The sequence below is a fragment of the Chryseobacterium sp. AC405b genome (genome assembly GCF_979258685.1).
The window spans coordinates 2,261,713-2,285,620 of the sequence record NZ_OZ409877.1 but is presented as its reverse complement, the minus strand read 5'-3'; the positions used below and the strand labels follow the sequence as shown (position 1 = coordinate 2,285,620).

Annotated in this window: 11 protein-coding genes and 4 pseudogenes; 4 read left to right on the top strand and 11 right to left on the bottom strand. The window is 35.5% G+C overall.

Annotated features, from left to right (window positions below; genetic code table 11):
* Positions 1-241: 241 nt before the first annotated feature.
* Positions 242-4,911: pseudogene (dnaE, locus tag ACZZZA_RS10995) on the bottom strand (DNA polymerase III subunit alpha).
* A 286-nt stretch (positions 4,912-5,197) separates the two neighbouring features.
* Here dnaE and ACZZZA_RS10990 point away from each other — a divergent pair.
* Positions 5,198-7,270, top strand: a pseudogene (locus ACZZZA_RS10990) (alpha-ketoacid dehydrogenase subunit alpha/beta).
* Positions 7,271-7,346: 76 nt separating this feature from the next.
* Positions 7,347-8,372, top strand: coding sequence for a bestrophin family protein (locus tag ACZZZA_RS10985; protein WP_463431721.1), 1,026 nt, complete (start codon positions 7,347-7,349; stop codon positions 8,370-8,372).
* Between the two features lie 7 nt (positions 8,373-8,379).
* Here the strand turns inward: ACZZZA_RS10985 and ACZZZA_RS10980 are convergent, their stop codons facing one another.
* The gene (locus tag ACZZZA_RS10980; protein ID WP_463431719.1) at positions 8,380-8,838 is read right to left on the bottom strand and encodes an Lrp/AsnC family transcriptional regulator; all 459 of its coding nucleotides are present in this window, start codon (positions 8,836-8,838) and stop codon (positions 8,380-8,382) included.
* A gap of 144 nt (positions 8,839-8,982) precedes the next feature.
* Here ACZZZA_RS10980 and ACZZZA_RS10975 point away from each other — a divergent pair, with 144 nt between their 5' ends.
* Positions 8,983-10,200 (top strand): aminotransferase class I/II-fold pyridoxal phosphate-dependent enzyme, encoded by a 1,218-nt coding sequence (locus ACZZZA_RS10975; RefSeq protein WP_463431717.1) that lies wholly within the window; start codon positions 8,983-8,985, stop codon positions 10,198-10,200.
* A 74-nt stretch (positions 10,201-10,274) separates the two neighbouring features.
* Here ACZZZA_RS10975 and ACZZZA_RS10970 read toward each other — a convergent pair.
* The 6 genes and pseudogenes from ACZZZA_RS10970 to tpx form a co-directional block, all read right to left on the bottom strand.
* Positions 10,275-11,486, bottom strand: a pseudogene (locus ACZZZA_RS10970) (DUF763 domain-containing protein).
* A 97-nt stretch (positions 11,487-11,583) separates the two neighbouring features.
* Entirely contained in the window at positions 11,584-12,462 is an 879-nt protein-coding gene (locus ACZZZA_RS10965; protein WP_463431715.1) for a YitT family protein, read from the bottom strand.
* Positions 12,463-12,469: 7 nt separating this feature from the next.
* Complete coding sequence (locus ACZZZA_RS10960; protein ID WP_463431713.1) at positions 12,470-13,024, bottom strand: HD domain-containing protein; 555 nt, start codon at positions 13,022-13,024, stop codon at positions 12,470-12,472.
* Positions 13,025-13,089: 65 nt separating this feature from the next.
* Positions 13,090-15,141: an adenylate/guanylate cyclase domain-containing protein gene (locus tag ACZZZA_RS10955; protein WP_463431711.1), complete on the bottom strand. Its 2,052-nt coding sequence runs from the start codon at positions 15,139-15,141 to the stop codon at positions 13,090-13,092.
* Positions 15,142-15,151: 10 nt separating this feature from the next.
* Positions 15,152-17,470: an adenylate/guanylate cyclase domain-containing protein gene (locus tag ACZZZA_RS10950; protein WP_463431709.1), complete on the bottom strand. Its 2,319-nt coding sequence runs from the start codon at positions 17,468-17,470 to the stop codon at positions 15,152-15,154.
* Between the two features lie 88 nt (positions 17,471-17,558).
* Positions 17,559-18,056 (bottom strand): thiol peroxidase, encoded by a 498-nt coding sequence (gene tpx / locus ACZZZA_RS10945; RefSeq protein ID WP_463431707.1) that lies wholly within the window; start codon positions 18,054-18,056, stop codon positions 17,559-17,561.
* A gap of 171 nt (positions 18,057-18,227) precedes the next feature.
* Here tpx and ACZZZA_RS10940 point away from each other — a divergent pair.
* Positions 18,228-20,448, top strand: a pseudogene (locus ACZZZA_RS10940) (NADP-dependent isocitrate dehydrogenase).
* A gap of 68 nt (positions 20,449-20,516) precedes the next feature.
* Here ACZZZA_RS10940 and ACZZZA_RS10935 read toward each other — a convergent pair.
* Genes ACZZZA_RS10935 through ACZZZA_RS10925 form a run of 3 tightly spaced genes read right to left on the bottom strand, consistent with a single transcriptional unit; the run spans position 20,517 to position 23,806 of the window.
* Positions 20,517-21,512, bottom strand: coding sequence for an isoaspartyl peptidase/L-asparaginase family protein (locus ACZZZA_RS10935; protein WP_463431706.1), 996 nt, complete (start codon positions 21,510-21,512; stop codon positions 20,517-20,519).
* Between the two features lie 52 nt (positions 21,513-21,564).
* A complete protein-coding gene (locus ACZZZA_RS10930; protein ID WP_463433756.1) occupies positions 21,565-23,022 on the bottom strand; it encodes a glycoside hydrolase family 20 protein in 1,458 nt (485 codons plus the stop codon).
* Positions 22,991-23,806 (bottom strand): beta-N-acetylhexosaminidase, encoded by an 816-nt coding sequence (locus tag ACZZZA_RS10925; RefSeq protein ID WP_463431704.1) that lies wholly within the window; start codon positions 23,804-23,806, stop codon positions 22,991-22,993. Before ACZZZA_RS10925 ends, ACZZZA_RS10930 begins: the two co-directional genes overlap by 32 nt.
* Between the last annotated feature and the right edge of the window lie 102 nt (positions 23,807-23,908).

Below are 23,908 nucleotides of genomic sequence, written 5' to 3'. Positions count from 1 at the left end.
ATTACTATATGTTTCAAAATTTTACTTAATTTTTTAAACACAATTTATAAATTTGACTGATTTATTATGTATTTACCAAACAAACATTTAATTATTTTTTGTTACAAAATAACTCTTAAAGAACATAATATACTGTTTTTCAATTAATTAATTACATGGATATAATAATTCAAACACATTAAGAATTAAAAAAGCAGCTTTTACAAGCTGCTTTGAGATTTAAATTTATAATGAATCTAAATTAATTCAGATAAAATTCATATTTATTTAACAATTGGATTTCTTTTATCAAATCTCCATTGAGATCAACAGAATATTTCATAGACTGCAACTCAATATGAGAGTCTTCTTCAGGATTTTTAATGAAAAATTTAAACTTCTGATCACCTTTATTCTGATCTAGAACATTTCTGAAAAATTCTAAGTCTTTCTTTTCTGAAATCCATAATATCCATCACCAAAGAGATACTTTTTGCATATTTTTCAAAAGCTTCCTGAAGCTCAATAACATCTAAAACATTAACGAAAACCCGTCCGTCTTTTACCTGGGCAAACTTTATTTTTAAAATAACAAAACGCTGCACCTCAAGTTTTTCTTTTAAACGCATATAATCACGGTCACCCAATCTGAAAGAATAAGATCCTGAGTAATCTTCCAAAGTTAAAAATGCCACTTTTTCACCACTTTTAAAACCATCTTTCACAACGTATTCAGTAATCAAACCTGCTACGGTGAATTCTTTTCCGCCACCACCATTTTCTCTTTCTTTCTGAAGGGTTTTCCAGTCTTTCTTTTTTTCCTCAAATAATTCCGGTGGTTTATTGGCAAATGCCTGTTCTTTGTAAGCATCCACCTCATCAAGATTCAAAAATCCGAAATTTCCTTTTGGCTCTGCCTTCTTTGTAGTTTCTTCTATAATTTCTTCTTCGCCTGCAATTACATCATCAGAAATAATTTCAGCAATATCTACCACTTCATCTTTATCATCAACTTCCAGAATAGGAACATCATCAATCGCTACTTTGATCTCATCTTCTTTTTCGAGAACTGCTTTTTTAGAAAGCTTGCCTTGCATAAACTGATAATGGTATTTAAATTCATCTAACGGATGTGCAGAAAGATAGAATCCGATAATTTCTTTTTCTTTATTTAATTTATGCATATTAGGCCATTCCGGACACGGTGCTAATTTGGGTTGCTCAATCTGAACTTCATCTGCGAAATCTGCAAAAAGGGAATTTTCCATCTCATTTTTACTCTCCTGGAAGCTTTGTCCGTATCTTATAAGGCGTTCCAGATTGGTTCTTCCCGCCATATCGATATCAAAGTACTGACCTCTGTGATAGATGCTGAATTCATCAAATGCTCCTGCTAAAACCAAACTTTCCGCTACCCTTTTGTTCATTTGAGAAGGTGAAATTCTTTCAAAAAAATCATAAATACTTTTGAATCTTCCATTGGTTCTTTCCTTAGTAATACCTTCACTAGGTCACTTCCCCAATTCCTTTTATTGCACCCAAACCAAAACGAATCTGACCTTTTTCGTTTACCGAAAATTTGTATTGAGATTCATTCACATCCGGTCCCAAAACATCTACTCCTATACTTTTGCAATCTTCCATGAACATCGTAATCGAATCTGTATTGTTGATGTTATTACTCATCACACTTGCCATATATTCTGCGGGATAATTTGCCTTTAAATACGCTGTATGATAAGCAATGAGGGCATAACAAGTGGAGTGAGATTTGTTGAAAGCATATTCTGCAAAGGCTTTCCAGTCATTCCAGATTTTATTTAAAGGATCTTCGGCAAGGTTATTTTTTTTACCGCCTTCAATGAATTTCGGGTACATTTTATTCAGAACGTCAATCTGTTTTTTACCCATCGCTTTTCTCAAAGTATCGGCTTCACCTTTTGTAAAATTGGCTAATTTTTGAGATAAAAGCATTACCTGCTCCTGATAAACAGTAATTCCGTAGGTTTCTTTTAAATATTCTTCAGTTTCCGGTAGATCGTAAACAATTTCTTCAATACCGTGTTTTCTGTTGATAAAGTTCGGAATATATTTAATAGGACCCGGTCTGTACAAAGCATTCATGGCAATTAAATCTGCAAAAACCGTGGGTTTCAGTTCACGCATATATTTCTGCATTCCCGGACTTTCATACTGAAAAATCCCAACCGTTCTTCCTTCTTTAAACAATTGATAGGTTTTGGTATCATCCAAAGGAATCGTATCCGGATCAATGTCTACATTATGTCTTTGCTTGATTAGTTTTAAAGCATCTTTAATAATGGTCAATGTTCGAAGACCCAAAAAATCCATCTTCAGAAGTCCGGCGCTTTCTGCAACTGAGTTATCAAATTGTGATACCAAAATATCAGCATCTTTTGCTGCAATGGTTACCGGAACCAGATTACTTACATCCTCCGGCGTAATAATCACTCCACAAGCGTGAATTCCTGTGTTTCTGATACAACCTTCCATCTTTTTGGCGCTTCCCAAAACATCATGACGCGGATCATCCGGGTTTCCTAAAACAAACTTCATTTCGTCAACCAGCATTTGGTCTTCCGGCTTCAGTTTATCATATTTTGCTAATGCTTTTGCAATATTCATCCCAGGACTCGGAGGAATCAATTTTGCAATGTTATTGGTATCAGAAATCGGAAGATCAAGAACTCGTCCGGCATCTTTAATTGCTGATTTTCCTCCTAAAACTGAATAAGTGATAATCTGTGCTACCTGATTTTTACCATATTTTTCAACTACCCATTTGATGATTTTATCCCGACCTTCATCATCAAAATCGATATCAATATCGGGCATTGAAACTCTTTCAGGATTTAAGAATCTCTCAAATAGCAAATCGTATTTTATCGGGTCTACATTGGTAATTCCTGTGCAATAAGCAACTGCAGAACCTGCCGCAGAACCACGACCAGGTCCTACCCAAACGCCCATTTTCCGGGCTTCGTTACAAAAATCCTGTACAATCAAAAAGTAACCGGGATATCCCGTATTGGCAACAACTTCAAGCTCAAAATCCAGACGTTCTTTAATTTCATCTGTAATTCCTGTCTCAGCATATCTTTTTTTCGCACCTTCATAGGTTAAATGCGTTAAATATGCCATTTCACCACGTTTTCCTCCGTCAACTTCATCTTCAGCATGTATAAACTCTTCAGGAATATCAAATTTAGGCAAGAGAACATCTCTCTTTAAAGTATAAGGACTGAATTTTGCAGTGAATTCTTCATACGCATCAAACGCATCAGGATAATTTAAAAAAGTTTCCTTTATCTCGTGAGCATTTTTGATGTAATATTCTCCTGTAGCCAATCCTCTTCTCTTTCCAAAGCCTTTTCCGACAGGCGTTGTCAGTTTCTCACCATCCTTGATGCAACTTACAATATCCTGAATATTAGAATCATCTTTATTGGTATAATAGGTTTGGTTCTGTGCTAAAATTTTAACGTCATATTTGTCGGCAAAATGTAAGAGAACATCATTCAAATGCTCTTCTTCCGGCAGTTTATGGTTTTGAATCTGAACATAAAAATCATCTTCGAAAGTTTCTTTCCACCATTTGAAAAGCTCCTCCCCTTTTTGTTCACCGGTATTTAAAATCGCATCTGGAATATCTCCGTTGATACCGGAAGTTAAAGCAATTAATCCTTCTTTATATTCAGCAATTAATTCACGGCTGATTCTCGGAACTCCAAAATAAAACCCTTTGAGAAAACCTATACTTGAAAGTTTGGCTAAATTTTTATATCCGTTAAAATCTTTTGCCAGCAAGACAACCTGCGTTCTTCTGTCGGGATCATCCTTCGTAAATTGTTTTTGTTCGTAACGGTCTGAAATATAAAATTCGCATCCAACAACCGGAATCAAAGGCTCAGAAATCGGCTCAGCTTCATTAAATTCCGTTCCGTTTTCTTCGGCTTCCTGTTTTTTTGCCACATATTCTTTATGCTTTTTTGAACGGTCTGAGTTGGCAGATTCAACGGCAGAAACAAATTTGAAAGCTCCCATCATATTTCCTAAATCCACCATTCCGACTGCCGGAAACTGATCTTCTGTAGCCTTATTAATTAAATCATTAATGCTGGAAGTCGCCGTTAATGTTGAAAAAACACTCTTATTATCGAAGTTGAAATATCTTCCTAAATCAATATCGTCGATACTTCCGACATCAGATTGCTTTTTCTTATTATTAAAATCTGCAACCTGCCTTCTGATAATAATTCCAAAAGGCTTAATCGGATTTGGATGTAACGTTTTAAAATATGCTAGCTGATCTTCAGAAGTTTTCAAAACCTCAGCCGGAATAATTCCGATTCGCATCATTTCAAAGAAAACCTGAGCCGTGGCATTTACATCGGCCGCTGCATTATGGGCTTCATCAAACTTGTGACCGTATAATTTTTCATACAGCTCTTCCAATTTCGGTGATTTGTATTTCCCTCCTCTTCCACCACCAAGCTGACAATATTCTGTGCCCAAAATCATGGTGTCTGCTTTAGGCTTTTCCTGAAGATTATCTTGTATATTTTTTCTGAAAAATTCTGCGCCGACGATATTGTAATCGAACTCAACATTATGCCCGGAAACTACTCTCACTCTTTCCAGAACTTTAGAAAATTCTTCTAAAACTTCCTGAAGATCCCGTCCTTCATCATTGGCGATTTTTGTGGTAATTCCGTGAATTCTTGCGGCATTAAATGGTATATCGTATCCTTCGGGTTTTATAATATAATCTTGATTTTCAAGCAAATTACCTTCATCATCGTGCAGTTGCCAGGCAATCTGAACCATTCTTGGCCAATTGTCTGAATCTGAAAGTGGTGCGTTGAAATTCTTTGGTAAACCGGTGGTTTCTGTGTCAAAAACTAAATACATAAATATTGTCTGACTTTTAATTAAAAAAAGAATGTAAAGTTAGTGTAAATTTTGCTTTTTATAGCAATTTCACACTTAAAAATCATTTGAAAATGATCTGTAAAGCGATAATTATTAACAAATTTAGAACACCTTGTTTTTTTGAATTCACCTAACTTAAACCTATCAGAATAAAATCAATATTTTATAAAAGATAACTTTATTGATTAAAAAAACATTCCAACTTCCCTATCAATTGTTAGGCAATTATTTTCAAAAATCCAAAATATGTTTATCTTTGCTTTCTATGGAAAATACACTTCACGAAAAAGTTTCTCAGGATATTTTACTTAAGGCTTATAATCATATGATGCTTGCCAAAGCAATGGCAGACATCTATGAGGAGAACAGAAATGTTTGCAAATACGTACACAGTACTTCAAGAGGGCACGAAGCGATTCAGTTGGCAACGGCTTATCAGTTAAAAAAAGAAGACTGGGTTTCTCCATATTACAGAGACGAAAGTATTTTGTTGGGAATTGGCTTTGAGCCTTATCAATTGATGCTTCAATTGCTGGCAAAAGCTGACGATCCTTTTTCGGGTGGAAGATCATATTATTCTCATCCTTCGAGCAGAAACGAAAATATGCCGAAGATGATTCACCAAAGTTCGGCAACGGGAATGCAGACGATCCCTACAACCGGAGTTGCACAGGGAATCAAATATATTGAAGATTTTGAATTGGAACAATTTGAAAACAACCCTGTTGTCGTTTGCAGTTTAGGAGACAATTCTGTAACGGAAGGTGAAGTAAGTGAAGCACTTCAATTTGCCGCTTTGCACCAATTACCGATTATTTTCCTGGTTCAGGATAACGAATGGGGAATTTCTGTTACAAAGGAAGAAGCAAGAACGGTTGATGCCTACGATTTCGTAGCCGGATTTGAAGGTTTGGGAAGAATGCGGGTAGACGGAACCAATTTCGCAGAAAGCTTTGATGTGATGAAAAAAGCTGTTGATTTTGTAAGAGCAGAAAGAAAACCTTTGGTTGTTTGTGCAAAAACAGTGTTAATCGGTCACCACACTTCCGGAGTGAGACGTGAATTCTACAGAGATGAGGAAGATTTAACAAAACACAGAGCAAAAGATCCGGGAGAAATCCTGAGAAATCAATTGCTGGAAGCTGGAACAGACGAAGAATTATTAAAGCAAATCACTAAAAAGGCAAGACTGGAAGCTGAAGAAGCTTTCGAAAGAGCTCAAAAAGCTGAAGATCCTAAGCCTGAAACCGTGATGCATCATATTTTTGCACCAACCCCGATTACAGAAGAAGTGGGAACCCGTGAACCTGAAAGTGGCGAGAAAATCGTAATGGTAGACGCAGCCATTCACGCCATTCAGGAGATTATGTGGAAACATCCGGAAGCTTTATTGTACGGACAAGATGTTGGAGAAAGAATTGGCGGAGTTTTCCGTGAGACGGTAACTTTAGGTAAAAAATTCGGCAGCAAAAGAGTTTTCAATACCGCTATTCAAGAGGCTTACATTATCGGTTCTACCACAGGAATGAGTGCAGTAGGTTTAAAGCCAATTGTTGAAGTTCAGTTTGCCGATTATATTTATCCGGGAATCAACCAGTTGATTACGGAGATTTCAAAATCAAATTATTTAAGCAACGGAAAATTTCCGGTAAGCAATATCATCAGAGTTCCGATCGGAGCTTACGGCGGCGGATGACCGTACCACAGTGGAAGTGTTGAAAGTATTTTAGCGAATATAAAAGGAATAAAAATTGCCTATCCAAGCAACGCAGCCGATTTTAAAGGTTTGCTGAAAGCAGCTTATTACGACCCGAACCCAGTCATAATGCTGGAACATAAAGGTCTGTACTGGAGTAAAGTTCCGGGAACGGAAGATGCAAAAACCATCGAACCGGCAGAAGATTATATTTTACCTTTCGGAAAAGGAAAAGTAGTTATTGAAGCCGACGAAAATGAAATTAAAAAAGGAAATACTGTTGTTGTAATCACTTATGGAATGGGCGTTTACTGGGCAAAAGAAGCTGTGAAAAACTTCAATGGTAAAGTAGAAGTGATTGATTTGAGAACCATCATTCCTCTGGATGAAGAACTGGTTTTTGAAAGAGTAAAAGCGCACGGAAAATGTATCGTTCTAACAGAAGAACAACTGAATAATTCTTTTGCTGAAGCTTTTGCACACAGAATATCTAAGAATTGTTTTAAATATCTTGATGCTCCGGTAGAAACCATGGGATCGCTTGACACTCCTGCTGTTCCGATCAATTTAATTTTGGAAAAAGAAATGCTCCCAAATGCTGAGAAGCTTTCGAAGAAAATCAACGAAATGTTGAAATACTAAAAATTAAAACCTCTAAAAATTATTTAGAGGTTTTTTTGTACAGTTTTTGTTAACTTGGTTTCATTAATTACTTTAAATGATTACAACAAAATATTTCAATTATAAACAAATCGCTAATCTTGCAGGGCTGCATCTTATCTGGCTTACAGCTTGGAGTACATTTGTTGCAGCAATCTATTACTTTTTTGAATGGCAGTGGATGACGATTCCTCTCGTACCACTTACTTTGGTAGGTACAGCAGTTGCATTTTTCGTCGGTTTTAAAAGTAATCAGGCGTACGACCGACTTTGGGAAGCCAGAAAAATCTGGGGAGCCATTGTGAATTCAAGTAGATCATTTACATCAATGCTGTATGCATTTGATACCGAAAAAGGCGAAATGCACTATATTAAAGATTTTAAGAAACAACTAGTCTACCGTCACATTGCCTGGCTTTACACTTTGAGAGAACAACTATTGATCCCTACAGAATGGGAACATATAAGCCTTGAAAGACATTTCGGAAGCATCAATTTTAAAAGACACAGACAGATAAAGGCTGGTTTTCCTGACTATGTAAGAACGCATCTTTTTCAGCAAAAATATCTTTCGGAAGATGAATTGCAAGTACAGGAAGATTACAAAAATTTCGCCACGTATCTCAATTCAAAACAGGCAAAAGATCTGAATTATCTGAAAAATAAAAAAGTCATCACAGATTTTGATCAGATGCAGCTTCAGAACTGTCTGAATGATTTCTATGATTATCAGGGACAGGCAGAAAGAATTAAAAAATTTCCGTCACCAAGACAATTTGCCAATTCCGGGTTTATTTTTATTGTTATTTTTATCATCCTTCTACCTTTAGGTCTGGTAAGTGAATTCAGCAAATTAGGCGATTGGGGAATCTGGACCTGCATCCCATTCTGCGTGATTGTAGGCTGGATTTACATTATTATGGAGCTTGTCGGCGATTATTCTGAAAACCCTTTTGGTGGATTAATGTTTGATATTCCCATGCTTTCTATCTGTAGAACCATTGAGATTGACCTTTTGCAGATTATTGGGGAAAATGATGATCTTCCTGAGCCGATTGCTTCCAAAAATGGTGTCTTAGTTTAAAAAAAATTTATAAGACCAGTTCAGTAGTATTTTTCACTTCAGAAATGGTGAATGAGCTTTGTGTGCTCGCAATATGCTGAATTGTTGTGAGTTTAGTGAGCATAAAATTTCGGTAATCTTCCATGTCTTTTACACAGATTTTGAGAATATAATCATAGTCGCCACTTACATGAAAACATTCTGTAACTTCATCTAAAGTCATTACCTCTTTTTCAAACCGAAGTACATATTCTTTTTTATGCTGAGTGAGTTTTACATGGCAGAGAATGATAAAATTTTTATTAATTTTTGTTTTATCCAAAAGTGCTACATATTTTGAAATAACTCCGTTGTTTTCAAGCTTTCTTATGCGCTCATAAACGGCGGTTATCGACAAACCGAGTTTGTAAGACAGTTCTTTGGTGGTTTGTTTACAGTCTTGTTGTAAGAAAAGCAGCAGTTTTTTATCAGTTTCATCAAATTGCATAGAAAAATTTTTGCCTAAATTTATTAAATTTAAAATTAATAAACTTTTTATCATCAAAAATTAATTTCTATAGATTTTATATCTGAATTTTACTAATTATGTTGTAATAATACTTTTAAAGATTCATTTTTAAAACAAAAAAATATGGATCATTTTAATGCAGCAAACGAAATACAGGATTTGCAATATTTTGGAGAATTTGGCGGAGTAAACCCATCGATTTCAGACAGCTCTACTTATACTTTTCTGTCTGCAAAAACCATGTTTGATACTTTTGAGGGAAATGCAGACGGATGTTATCTGTATTCAAGACATTCATCACCAATGAATCTTTATCTTTCTCAGGCACTGGCAAAAATGGAAAATACAGAAACTGCCAACGTTACCGCATCCGGGATGGGAGCGATAACTTCAGTTCTGATGCAGATTTGCAAAAGCAATGATCACATCATATCAAGCAGAACGATCTATGGCGGAACGTATGCTTTTCTGAAAAATTTTCTTCCTCCTTTCAATATTGACACGACTTTCGTGGATATCAATAATTTTGAATCGATTGAAAATGCCATTCAGCCCAACACAAAAATGATCTACTGCGAAAGTGTGAGCAATCCGCTTTTGGAAGTTGCTGACCTTAGAAAACTTTCCGCAATGTGTAAAAAACATAACTTAACACTTATTGTAGACAATACTTTTTCTCCGCTTTCCATATCACCCACCCTTTTAGGTGCTGATATTGTCATTCACAGTTTAACTAAATTTATTAATGGCAGCAGTGATACGGTAGGCGGAGTTTATTGCGGTACTCAGGAATTTATCAACGATACCAAAAATGTAAATAACGGAGCCTGTATGCTTCTCGGGCCAACAATGGACAGCTTCAGATCCGCAAGCATTTTGAAAAACCTGAGAACCCTTCACATAAGAATGAAACAGCACAGCTACAACGCGATGTATCTTGCTGAAAGATTTGAAAATGATGGTTTAAAAGTTTCTTATCCCGGGTTAAAATCTCACAAAAATCATGATCTGATGAAGAGCATGATGAATGAAGAATATGGTTTCGGAGGACTTTTAACTCTCGATGCCGGAACAACCGATAAAGCGAATGAATTAATGGAAATGATGCAGCTGGAAAACCTGGGTTATTTAGCCGTAAGTTTAGGATTTTATAAAACTTTATTTTCATGTTCCGGAAGCTCAACTTCCTCTGAAATACCGGAAGAAGAACGTGAAACTATGGGAATTTCTGACGGATTGATACGATTTTCTATCGGTCTGGATCATGATATCAAAAGAACTTACCAAAAAATGAAACAATGTATGATGAGAACAGGCATTCTGCAAACCGAAAAAGTTTAATTAATTGATATTGTGAATGAATGCCGTTGAGAAATTAACGGCATTTGTTTTTTTATGAAATTGAAAAACTTAATTTAAAACAAAGACAGTTGAATACCTTTACAATCTGAAGGCTTTTTCGCATCGCCAAAAACCGTCTTTCCGCCGAATCGCCACGAGCTTTGTCGTTCTTCTTCAATGACTTCATTGATGTTGAAATCCGGAGTGAAGTTTTTTTCTGCTTCCGAAATAATGGTGTGAAGTTTATGGACAGATTTTAATTTATCAGAATTTCCAAGCTTTGATTTTTCGATTCCTTTTCGTAAAATTCCTATGGTTTCGTCATAAACGTTGATGGGAACAGGAAACGGATGACCGTCTTTTCCGCCATGTGCAAAAGAAAATCTAGCCGGATCTTTGAATCTTGAAGGGGCACCATGAATAACTTCACTTACCAATGCAAGACTTTGTAAAGTTCTCGGCCCTACTCCTTTCAGCAAAAGTAATTCTTCAAAATTTTCTGGTTGGTTTTCTCTGGTCATGTACAAAAGTGTTCCCAATTTTTTCAGATCGACATCGGAAGCACGAACATCGTGATGTGCAGGCAAAATTAAATTAGCAAAATCCTGCATGATCTTTTCCGAATTGGTATGAGAAATTTCTAAAATTCCTTTTCTGCTTTCATGAGCTTCATTTGCTGTTAAATTTAAAATTTCGCCCTGATTAATTCCCTGAATTCCTTTGTGAGGCTCATCTACGAAAGATTCCAGGTTTTCAGAATGCCAATGATAACGGCGTGCTGTTCCGTCTGAATCGTTCATCCCCTGTTGTACAACGGCTCAATTTCCATTGTCTGACAAAATAAAATTATGAAGATATAACTGGTAACCGTCCTGAATTGCGGTGTTATCAACCTTGGCAGATAACTTACTTGCACGAACCAGTTTATCGCCATCTAATCCTGTTTTATCGGCAATGACTAAAAGTTCGTTGGGTGTTTCTTTGGAAAATCTGCCTTTTCCGCCACAGATGTAAATCCCAAGTTCTTTAGAATTGGGATTGATACTCCGTTTCAAAGCACCCATTACGGAAGTTGTAATTCCTGAAGAATGCCAATCCATCCCCATTACCGCCCCGAAACTCTGAAACCAAAACGGATCTGCCAACCTTCTTATAACCTCATCTTTACCATAATCTGCTAACATGACTTCAACAATCGAAAGTCCTAGAACAGACATACGCTCATACAACCAAGGCGGTACTTTTCCGTAGTGAAGGGGTAATGTTGCAGTTCCGGAGCGTTTCATTTATTGGTTGTGGTTGTTGGTTGTTGGTTGTTGGTTGTACAAAATTACAGCCTTACGAACGAAATTCATAAGGCTGTAAACATATTTTATTAAAAATTTAATGCTTTATAATTTCTTTTACAATTCCGCCTTGAGGTTCTCTGACGGTTTGGGTGAAAATAAATGCTTTCGGATCGATTGCACGAACGATATTCTGTAATTTTCTAACTTCCAATCTGGTAACGATCGTGAAAATTATATCTGCTTCAGAGCTATGTTCAAAAGATTCTTTCATAAAACCTCTTTCGCCTTTGTAAACCGTGATTCCCCTGTTCATGGTTAAAACCAAAGCTTTTTTGATCTCTTCGCTGTTTCCTGACACGATGGTAACGCCTGTGTAAGCTTCTATTCCTTCAATCACATATTTTGTGATCTGACTTGCCACCAGATAGGTCATAATTGCATAGAGAGCGGTTTCTACTTTTAAGAATTTTGCGGCGATAATGAAGATAATGACATTCATTCCTAAAATAATCTCAGTAATACTGAAACTGCTTTTTTTGAAAGTCAATAATGCCAAAACTTCCATACCATCGAATGTTCCGCCACCTCTCATTGACAATCCGATACCGATTCCCATGAAAAATCCGCCAAACATGGCGACCAATAACTTGTCATGTGTCATTTCCGGAAAAGGAACGAAATAAATGGTTATGATGATTAATAAAATTGTCAAAAAACTTCGAATGGCAAAATGTTTCCCAATCTGGAAATATGCCAAAACGATAAAAGGAATATTTAAAACCAATAAAATGACACCAAGATTCCAATGATAAACTTCGTGTAATAAAAGTGAAATTCCTGTAACGCCACCATCTAAAAAGTGGTTGGGAACAAGAAAAGATTTTAAAGCAAAACTCGCAAAAATTACACCTAAAACCAGATAAATAATATCTGATAGGGTAAATAGCGGGCCGTGTTTGGTTGCTGAGCTCATAAGATGATCAGTAGTTTTTTAGTTTTAATTTGATCACATCAAGATTTTCCTGTTTCTTCTGCTTTCTGTTACGGATAGAAGTCTGAGTAAAATAATGATGGCTTTCGAGAAATTTCTCCTGTAAAAGATTCCAATCCTGTTCAGAGTGTACAATTCCAAACATGGAAAGTTCTTCGAATAATTTATCGCCGATGATGAAGAAATCATCTCTGCCAAGATAATCCAGATCTGCATCAGCAACGATTTCTTCTAAATGATTATAGGGCGTCTGCGGAATTTTTGTTGCCATAATCATCCCATTTATTTTATCAATCTGTGATTGAGAATAACCATATTCCGGAAGATATTCCTGTGCGATTTCGCAGGATTTCTCTTCATGATTTTTAGAACCGTACAAAAATCCTGTATCGTGAAATAATGCCGCCGTTTTTAGCAACACCAAATCTTCATCATTTACATTTTCTGATGTTGCAATCTGCTCTACAGAGACAATTACATCTTTGATGTGCTTAACACTATGATAAGAAAGATGCTCCGGAAGTTTTTCCTTAAGCAGATTCAAGATGACTTTTTTTATTTTTTCATATTCCATATTGAAGATAGAGAATGGTTTTTAATTATTTTAAGTTAAGATGTTTCGCCATCTTTTTTAGTTTCGAGCGCAAAATACATATCCATATCGCCTTTTCCTTTGGTATGAATTTTTCCTCTGTATTCGCAATTTATTTTATCTTTTACCAGTTGATAAGTGGTTTCAGAAATATTTATCTTTCCTTTTTGGCTGTTCTGCTCCATTCTTGCAGCCGTATTTACCGTGTCCCCCCAAATGTCATAGGCGAATTTTTTAACTCCGACAATTCCAGCAATCAAAGAACCGGAGTTAATCCCGATTCTGATATCCAGAACATCAGGATGTGTCTTTTTTCTTTCCTCAATAAAATCAATAATATCTAAAGCTACTAAAACCGTCTGATATGCATGACATTCATTTTTCACTGGCAGACCACAAACCGCCAAATAGGCATCACCAATGGTTTTTATCTTTTCTAAACCATGTTTTTCCATGATCATATCGAAAGCAGTAAAACATTCGTTCAGTTCGCCAAGCATTTTTTCGGCTCCCATTTTCTCAGAGTTCTGCGTAAAATTAACAAAATCGGTAAATAAAACGGTAACTTCATCGTAATATTTGGCTTCAGAACTTCCGTTTTCTTTCAATTCTTCAGCAACTTCAAATGGAAGAATATTGAGCAATAAATTTTCTGTTTTCTGTTTTTCTTTTTGCAATTCGAAGGTTCTTTCGTCAACCTGTTGTTCCAGCAATTCATTTTGATTCTGAAGAATCTGTTGTTTTTCCTGTTCTTGCTTTAAATTGATATCCGAAAGTCTGCTGACTTCATCCAGCTGTTTTACCAAACTTAAATTGGTTGAAGCAAATTGCCAACCCAAATATGCAGAGATTGAGATAGGAAAACTGATGAAAATAAATATGAAAACATATCCCAGAAAATCATCTCCGAACATTTCTTCAAGATCAAGTGAACCCAGTTTATTTAAAAACATGTAAATGATGAGCATCACAATAAAAAGAAAAAACACCAAAACCCCACCACCAACAATGAAAGCTGATTTTTCTCTCCTGATCATTGCTCTGATTATTAAATAAAATGATTCAAAAGCAACAAAAAACAGATAGAAAAGTGCTAAGCTACCCGCAGCAGGAGCATTAAAATAAAAGAGAATAAAAATTACAGCCGAAATAATCAACAATACTTTAAGCCTTATTTTAGTTCTTCCGAACAAAGTATTTATAAAACCCGTAAGTGATGTACCAAACGCCAGTAATGCTATAAATGAGTAAAAGGTATAAGAATCAAGAGTTAAAGGATCACTCATTTCAGAAAAGAGCAATACCATGTAACTCATCAACGAAATTGAAAAATTGTATATGGAAAAATACAGATTGTAGATTGCTTTTCTGTAAAAGATAAATAACAATAAATGGATAAATCCTAATGCACCGAATATGCCACAAAAAAGCATCGTGTAAAAATTAAAATACTGAGCAGTTTCCGCTTTGTCTCTTACAAACTCAGAAGCCGAAACTAAATCTATGCTTATGGCAACAGGACTCAGATTGATGGTCTTTTTTTTGCTTCCAACGGCCGGTAAAAATCTTATGGCTAAAACATTTACCCGGGTATTATCTAAAGTAAATAACTCTGGATATCTGTTTTTCATCTTAAATTTTTTCGCATCTCCCTTCCCGATTTTTCCGATACTTTCAATCTTTTTTCCATTGAGATAAATTTCAGAGGCACCAAGCTGGTTGATATCAAAACACAAAGATTCACCAGTAGAAGCAGAATCTATTTTAAAATAGTACCGAATCCAATAGATTTTTTCTTTGTCGTCTAATTTTTCAGAATTTAACTTGATATTCTTCCATATAGAATTATTAAAATTAACATGCTTCCATGCAGAATCATCAAATTCAGGCAAAGCAAAAGCCGGATTATCACCTTCAATAAATCTGCTGTCGTCATTGATGGATGCGCCGTTTTTAATATCTTCTTCGGTAAAAACTCTGGGCTTTTGAAAGGAATTTTGTGCAAAGCAAAAATTTTGCAAGACAATAATTGCAAAAAGCAGGAATTTATTGAATAGATTTTTTCTCACAGTAATTAGTTTATGATTGATTAACGAAATACATCTCCATCGCGCCTTTACCTTTGGTTTCTATTTTTCCACGATGCTCAAAAGTAAATTGATCTTTCACAAGATGGTATGTAAATTCTGAAATATTTACTTTTCCGGGTGTACTGTTCTGCTCCATTCTTGCGGCGGTATTTACCGTATCTCCCCAAATATCGTAAGCGAACTTTTTTACACCCACAATTCCTGCAATCACAGGTCCGGAGTGAATTCCGATTCTGATATCCAAAGCATTTGGGTTCTCCTGTTTGCGATGTTGAATATAAGAAAGAATTTCTAAACTTGCATTCACCGCATTTTTTGCGTGCTGATCGTTAGAAACCGGCAATCCACTCACCGCCAGATACGCATCACCGATGGTTTTTATTTTTTCCAAATTGTATTTCTCCATAATCCGGTCAAACTCTGTGAAGCAGACATTCAGTTCATTGAGAACTTCCTGTACACCAATTCTTTCAGAATTTGATGTAAAGTTGACAAAATCTGTAAACAATACCGAAACCTCATCAAAATGTTTTGCACTCGTTTTTCCCTTTTCCTTAAGCTCTTCAGCGATCTCATAAGGAAGAATATTAAGTAACAAATCATCAGACTTTTGTTTTTCTTCGGCGATCTTCTTGTTGTCTTTACGTTTTTGATTGTATGAAAATGCTGCAAAGCCTAATAATAAAAGTGATAAACCGGCACCGACTGCCCACATATTTTTTTGGGTTTTGGAGCTCTCTAAATCTGCTTTTGCAACAGCATCTTTTTTATCCTGGTTGATTTTGGCTATACTTTTTTCCTGATTGTATCTTAACAAAGCCGCCTGCTGTTCCTGCTCAAATTTTATCTGAATTTCTTTTCTTCTCAAATCTTCTTCCAGCAATAATCTTTTACGTTCTTCATCGGTTTTTGCTGCTGCCTGCTTTTTTTCAAATTCAAAACGAAGCGCTTTTAGTTCTATTTCTTTTTGAAGCTGGATGCGTTTGGTTTCTTCTTCTAATTTTATGCGTATTCTTTGGCTCTTGAGCTCGGTTTCTGATTGAAGGTTTGAGAGCTGTTTCATTTTCTCTAAACCATATATTTTCTCATTTTCTTCGATGTACTTTTTATGATAAAATAGGGCTTGTTCGTAGTTGCCCAACTTTTCATGTACTTTAGATAAATTCTGGTTGTTTTGAATGACAAGCTGAGGAACAATAAGAGTGTTTGTATTTTTTATATAATCAGATTCTGAATTTAAATCTTTTAACAAAGTTTCAATCTCTTCCTTTGAAGATTTATTGTTCTCGGAAAGCAATTTTGTAACCTGAATATCGTGCAAAACCGATTGATAAGTAAATTTAGTTGATGCAATATCCTGTGCAGGAATTAAATTTAATGCTTTATGTATATAATTTTCTGCAAGTGTATAGTTTTTCGCATGTTTATTCAACAATGCATAACCATAATATATTGTTGCCAGACTGGGTGAATTACTGTCTTTAAAATAATCATAAGACTTATCTAAATAATATTTAGCAGAGTCTAATTCTTTTTTATCTTCATAACATAATGCTAATAAACTGTACGTACCATTAATCTGCTCTTTGTCTTTTTTATCGGTAAATTCTATACTTTTTTTAAAAGAATCAATCGCTTTATCATGATTTTTGGTTCCTATATAAAAACTTCCTAACACTACATATGCCTGATTAAGTTTATCCGGATAATTCTTTTTTACAAAATTAACATATGTATTTGCCGCTTCATAAGTGTCACCAAATTTACTTTGTGTGTAACTATTAGAAAACAAACCCTGATAAGCAAACATTACAAAATGTTTACTTATATTTTTTCCATCTTTATAATATTGTATATTTTTTTGAAAATATTTCGCAGCTTCATCGTTATTCTTTTTGTAAACATTTGAAAGCGCAAACATATGATTCAGCATTGCCTTGCTGTTGTAATTGGTAGAATTTTCTAAAAACCGCTCACCTTTTTTCAAATGAAAGTCTAATAAATTAAAATCAGCTTTTACTAAATACAACTCTGCGAGAACCAAATGCATTTCGCCCTGTTTATCCGGATCCTTCTTTTTTTCCAGAAGAGGCATGATTTTTTTTACATAAACGATAGAGCTATCAATATTTTTAGGATAATAGGTACTGAAAATTTTTTTATTAGCGTCAATTTTTTCATCATCAGTTTTAGCTGAAGATAATTTCTTTTTCAGTTCCAGAATCTCGACGGATTCCTGCGCTTTAAAAACTGTATTCCCATAAAAAAGAAAACAGATTATAATAAAAGATGTAGTTTTATTTTTCAATGGGATGGTTATGTCGTTGATTCACAAAAATAAAAAAATCATTCTATTAAATAACAGAATGACTCAATTTAGTTAGAAATATTATTTTTTATTTCAAAGCTGCTAACGCTGCTTCATAATTTGGTTCGTTGGCAATCTCAGAAACCTGCTCTGTGTAAACTACTTTATTGTTTTCGTCGGTCACGATTACGGCACGGCTCAAAAGACCTTTCATCGGAGAATCTGTGATGGTAACTTCATAATCGTCACCAAAATTTCCTCTGAAGTCTGAAAGTGTTTCTACATTATTTAAACCTTCCGCAGCACAAAACCTTGTAAGAGCAAATGGTAAATCTTTTGAAACGTTGATTACAACAGTATTTTCTAAATTATTTGCTTCTTCATTAAATTTTCTTGCCGAAGACGCACAAGTGGGTGTGTCAATACTTGGAAAAATATTAAACACTTTTTTCTTCCCTTCAAAGCTTTCTAAAGTTTTCACGTTTAAACCCGAATCTACCAAAGCAAAATCCTTAATTGTAAATCCTACCGTAGGAAGTGTTCCCAGTGTATGTACTTCGTTTCCTTTTAATGTAATATTTGACATAATTTATTTTTTATAAGTTTTATCAAATTTAGCCAAATTTCATACGATTTAGTTTTAAATAAAGGTTAAATAATTCTTAAAGTAGAAAATCTTACTGACTATTAAAGTGTAAAAAATTAAAAATTAACTAAATTTGTGAAACTAAAACTTTAAATAATAAATAAAAGTATAATGTCAGAAAAATCAAAAATCTATTACACACTTACAGATGAGGCTCCAATGTTGGCTACGCACTCGTTTTTACCGATCGTAAAAGCGTTTACAAAAGCTGCAAACATTGAGATTGCAGTTCCGGATATTTCTTTGGCAGGAAGAATTTTAGCAAACTTCCCAGAGTTTTTAAAAGATGATCAGAAAATTGATGATGCTTTAGCTCAATTGGGCGAATTGGCAACCCAACCTGACGCAAACATTATAAAGTTACCCAACATTTCTGCTTCTGCACCACAATTAGATACTGCCATTGCTGAATTGCAGTCTAAAGGTTTTGCAGTTCCTGATTATCCTGCGGAACCAAAGAATGATGAGGAAAAAGCAATAAAAGCTAAGTATGCAAAAGTTTTGGGAAGTGCTGTAAACCCTGTGTTAAGAGAAGGAAATTCTGACAGACGTGCTCCAAAAGCCGTTAAAAACTACGCAAAAGCAAATCCTCACAGAATGGGCGACTGGGCTTCAGACAGCAAAACTGATGTTGCTCACATGAATACCGGAGATTTCTACGGAACTGAAACTTCGACAACGCTTGAGAATGCTACAAAATATAAAATCGTTTTTAAAGGAAATGACGGTGCAGAAACTTTACTGAAAGATTTCGCAGGTCTTCAGGCTGGAGAAGTAATCGATTCTTCTGTCATGAATTTAAATTCTTTAAAATCTTTCGTACAGGAAGCAATTGAAGAAGCTAAAAATAAAAATGTACTTCTTTCGGCTCACCTGAAAGCGACGATGATGAAAATCTCTGATCCAATCGTATTCGGAGCTATTGTTGAAACTTTTTTCAAAGATGTTTTTGCTAAATATGCTGAGACTTTTGATTCTTTAGACGTGAATCCAAACAATGGTCTTGCGGATCTTTTTGATAAAATAAAAGGAAATGCTCAGGAAGCGGATATTAAAGCTGATATTGAAACTGCTTTGGCAAACGGAACCAAGAGTGGCAATGGTCAATTCTGATAAAGGAATTACCAACTTCCACGTTCCTTCTGACGTTATCGTTGATGCTTCTATGGCTGCTTTGGTAAGAGGCGGAGGAAAAATGTGGAACAAAGAAGGTAAAGAAGAAGATACAATCTGTATTATTCCAGACCGTTCTTATGCAGGTTTTTATCAGTCTGTAATTGATGATATGAAAGCTCACGGAAAGTTAGATCCTACTACAATGGGTTCTGTACCAAACGTTGGTTTGATGGCTCAAAAAGCTGAAGAATACGGATCTCACGACAAAACTTTCCAGGCTACAGCTGAAGGAACAATTGAAGTTCAGGACGAGACAGGAAATCTTCTTCTTTCTCAAAAAGTTGAAAACGGGGATATTTTCAGAATGTGTCAGACAAAAGATGCTCCCATTCAGGACTGGGTAAAATTAGCGGTAAACAGAGCAAGACTTTCAGATACTCCGGCAATTTTCTGGTTAGATAAAGGCAGAGCTCATGACAGAGAAATGATCAAAAAAGTTGAAAAATACTTAGCTGACCATGATACAAACGGACTTGACATCAAGATTCTTGACGTTAAAGAGGCAATGACAGAAACCTTAAAAAGAGCCAGAGAAGGAAAAGATACGATTTCTGTTTCAGGAAACGTATTAAGAGATTATTTAACGGATCTTTTCCCAATCCTTGAGCTTGGAACTTCGGCGAAGATGCTTTCTATCGTTCCATTAATGAACGGTGGTGGTTTATTCGAAACAGGAGCCGGAGGTTCTGCTCCGAAACACGTAGAGCAATTTATTGAAGAAGGCTATTTAAGATGGGATTCTTTAGGTGAATTCTTGGCATTGCAGGCTTCTTTGGAACATTTGGCACAAACTCAGGGAAATACAAAAGCTCAGGTTTTAGCAGATGCATTAGATGAAGCAAATGCTAAATTCTTAGCTACAGATAAGTCTCCTGCAAGAAAGGTCGGACAAATCGATAACAGAGGTTCTCATTTTTATTTGGCAATGTACTGGGCGGAAGCTTTAGCAAAACAAACTGCTGATGCTGAATTGGCTCAACAATTTGCTCCGGTAGCAGAAGCATTGCAGGAAAGCGAAGAAGTAATCAATTCTGAATTAATTGGTGCGCAAGGTAAACCTCAGAATATTGACGGTTACTACAAAACGGATAGCTACAAAACATATGAAGCAATGAGACCAAGTACGGTTTTAAATGAAATTGTAGACGGAATTTAATTTCTCAGATGATATTTAAAAGCTCCTTTTAAAAAAGGAGCTTTTTTTATTGAATAAAATTTCACTTATTACTTCAAAGCAAAGTCAGGTTTTTCTAAACGGTTACCTTTTTGATCATATACTGCAAAATCAAAACCATCCTGGATGCAATACGATCCGTATTCACCATTTTTATTCAAAGCAATAAAGCCAACCTGAATGTCTTTCAGATTTTTATTTCTTTTTTGCGTAATCTTTACAATTCTTTCTACTGCTTCTTTACAAGCCTGTTGAGGGTTTCTTCCCTGTCGCATCAACTCAACAACGAGATGACTACCAACAGTTCTTATCATCTCTTCGCCATGACCTGTTGCTGTAGCTGCACCCACTTCATTATCAACAAACAGACCTGCGCCAATAATAGGAGAATCTCCTACTCTTCCGTGCATTTTGTAAGCCATTCCGCTTGTAGTGCATGCTCCTGAAAGATTTCCTTGTGCATCCAAAGCAATCATTCCGATCGTATCATGGTTTTCTATGTTCACAATGGGTTGGTATTTACTGGTTTTAAGCCATTCTTTCCATTCTTTTTCAGATTCGGGAGTGAGAAGATTTTCTTTTTTAAACCCTTGCGAAATTGCAAATTCAAAAGCACCGTCACCAACCAACATGACGTGAGGTGTTTTTTCCATCACTGCTCTTGCAACAGAAATTGGGTTTTTAATATTTTCTATGCACGCAACCGAACCGATATTGTAATTTTCATCCATAATGCAGGCATCCAGAGTTACTCTTCCGTCTCTGTCTGGTCTGCCCCCATATCCAACACTTCTTTCGTTGGGATCATTTTCTATCAAATGAACACCTTTTTCAACTGCATCTAAAGCTCTTCCACCTTTTCCTAAAATCTTCCAGGCTTCTACATTGGCTTTTATCCCGAAATTCCAGGTTGAAAGAACGATAGGTTTATTCATTACTCTATTGTTATTTTCAGGCGATTCTTTAGCGATTAAATCTAAAGGATTCAGCAATAAAGCAGATGATAATATTCCTGTGGTTTTTAAAAATTTTCTACGTGAATTCATATTTTAATTTGGTTTTTCAGGGATGTAAAATTTAAAGTTATCGGAAATTATCTTATTGCGCTCCGATCTCGTCTACAAAAAGCCATGCTTTAGAGTCTGCTCCGGGATTTCCTGCGGGAATGATTCCTGCGTTTTCTATTTTAATTCTAATAAATTTCGCATTCTGATTTCCTGCTTTCAGAATTATTTTCCCTTTTGCTGAAAGAATTTCATCTTTCCCGATTTCTTTGATTGTTTTAAAATTCTTCCCGTCATCCGAAATTGAAACTGAGGCCGATTTAGCTAAATGAATCCAGCTTCCTTTATTATCCAATGTATTAAAATAAACTTCTGAGAAATGTGCCTTTTCACCTAAATCAATGGTTGCTACCACATCTTTTCCCTGAAAACCCAGCCAAGTTTTTCCCAGCTGCTTTACGTTTCCCACAATTCCGTCAACTAATGTAAATGCTCCGCCGAAAGAATAATTTTCACTTGGCTGATGTTCTAAAGTAATTGTCTTTCCCGTAGTTTTTGATGGGGTAAAATTCTGAGAAGATACCGCACTTTTCAATTCTCCATTTTCAAAATAAGCAGATTTTACAGTCATTGCTTTAGAAACAGAAATCGGATTTTCATAAGTTGCAGAACCTGATCTGGGCTCACTGCCATCAATGGTATACCTAATTCCGTTTGAATTTTGTGAGGTCGAAAGTTCATAAGAAACACCCATCTTATTAGGAATAACCTTTCCTGCAATATTGTAAATGCTTTTAGCATAATTGATGTTCATTTTATCTAAAATTTTAAAATGCTCCAGCACTCTGTTTTCAAATTCTTTATATTTTTTTGGATCTGAAGTTCCCCAACCTACTTCGGAAAGCGCAAATAATCTAGGAAAAATCATGTACTGAACCTGCTTAAAATCAAGTATATATTCCGTCCATAAATTTGCCTGAACTCCCAGAATATATTTCGACTGTTCCTCATTTAATTCAGAAGGAATCGGATGGTAAGAATACACTTTATCCAAAGGCGTAAAACCTCCAAAAGCGTTTGGTTCGGTTTGTGGATCGCCCTGATAGTGATCAAAATAACAATATGCTCCGGGAGTCATGACGGCAAAATGATCTGTTTTTGCAGCTTCAATTCCTCCTTTAATGCCTGTCCAGCTCATTACGGCGGCATTTGGGGCTAATCCGCCTTCAAGAATCTCGTCCCAGCCGATAATTTTCCGTCCTTTAGAATTCACATATTTTTCAATTCTTTGAATAAAATAACTTTGTAAGCCATGCTCATCCTTCAGATTATTTTTCCTGATCAAATCCTGACAATGTGTACATTCTTTCCATCGTGTTTTCGGGCATTCATCACCACCGATGTGAATATAATGCGAAGGAAACAGCTGAATCACTTCATCCAAAACATTTTCTAAAAAAGTAAAAGTTTCATCTTTCGGACAAAAAACATCATCAAATACACCCCATTTTGTTGCCGGTTCAAAAGGTCGCTTTTGTACAAGCCAATTCAGGATAAGCAGCGAGCGCCGCCAAAGCGTGACCCGGCATTTCGATTTCCGGAACTACGGTGATATGCCTGTTATGAGCGTATTTTACGACGTCTCTTATTTCATCCTGCGTGTAAAAATAAGGTCCATAAGGTTTTCCGTCAAAGGTATTGTCCACATAAGCTCCAATCATAGATTCTTTACGTTTTGACCCGATTTGCGTCAATTTTGGATATTTTTTAATTTCAATTCTCCAACCTTGATCGTCTGTCAGATGCCAATGGAAAGTATTCAGTTTGTACATTGCTAAATAATCGATGTACTGCTTTACTTCTGCAACGGTGAAAAAATGACGGCAGACATCGAGATGCATTCCTCGCCATGCAAATTTGGGCTCATCTTCAATTACTAATGCGGGAATTCTTCTGTTATTGCTGTCTTCAAATAATTGAATCAACGTTTGAATCGCTAAAAAGTAACCCTGATCAGTGTAAGATTTTACATGAATTTGTTTTGATGAAACTTCAATAAAATAAAATTCAGAATTCTGTTTACCCTCATTTGCTAATTTTGAATATAACAATTGAACATTTTTTTTCTGTGCATTTTTAAATTTTAATTTTAGATGTTGTTTAAGATATTCTGTTTCCTGTTTTGGAAGGTTATCCCCTAAATTCAATGTTTCAGTAATAATAAATTCTCCTTTTTGAAATTCCACTTTATGCGGATAAGGAATTAAATTCAGTTTTGATTGAGAGAAAGAAAAAGTAGAAATCAATAAAGAAAAGACCAGAAAAATACGCAGCATCTTGTTGAGTTTAGATTAAAGCGAATATAATTATTTTCTCAAAAATTCATTCTATCATTTAACTTATTCTCCTACAAAACATCTAAATTTGTATAAAATAAA

Bases quoted from the DNA above. Each gene is read 5' to 3' on its own strand.
- ACZZZA_RS10935 (WP_463431706.1), bottom strand. From the start codon at position 21,512: ATGAATTCACGTAGAAAATTTTTAAAAACCACAGGAATATTATCATCT.
- ACZZZA_RS10980 (WP_463431719.1), bottom strand. From the start codon at position 8,838: ATGCAATTTGATGAAACTGATAAAAAACTGCTGCTTTTCTTACAACAA.
- tpx (WP_463431707.1), bottom strand. From the start codon at position 18,056: ATGTCAAATATTACATTAAAAGGAAACGAAGTACATACACTGGGAACA.
- ACZZZA_RS10975 (WP_463431717.1), top strand. From the start codon at position 8,983: ATGGATCATTTTAATGCAGCAAACGAAATACAGGATTTGCAATATTTT.
- ACZZZA_RS10965 (WP_463431715.1), bottom strand. From the start codon at position 12,462: ATGAGCTCAGCAACCAAACACGGCCCGCTATTTACCCTATCAGATATT.
- ACZZZA_RS10985 (WP_463431721.1), top strand. From the start codon at position 7,347: ATGATTACAACAAAATATTTCAATTATAAACAAATCGCTAATCTTGCA.
- ACZZZA_RS10925 (WP_463431704.1), bottom strand. From the start codon at position 23,806: ATGCTGCGTATTTTTCTGGTCTTTTCTTTATTGATTTCTACTTTTTCT.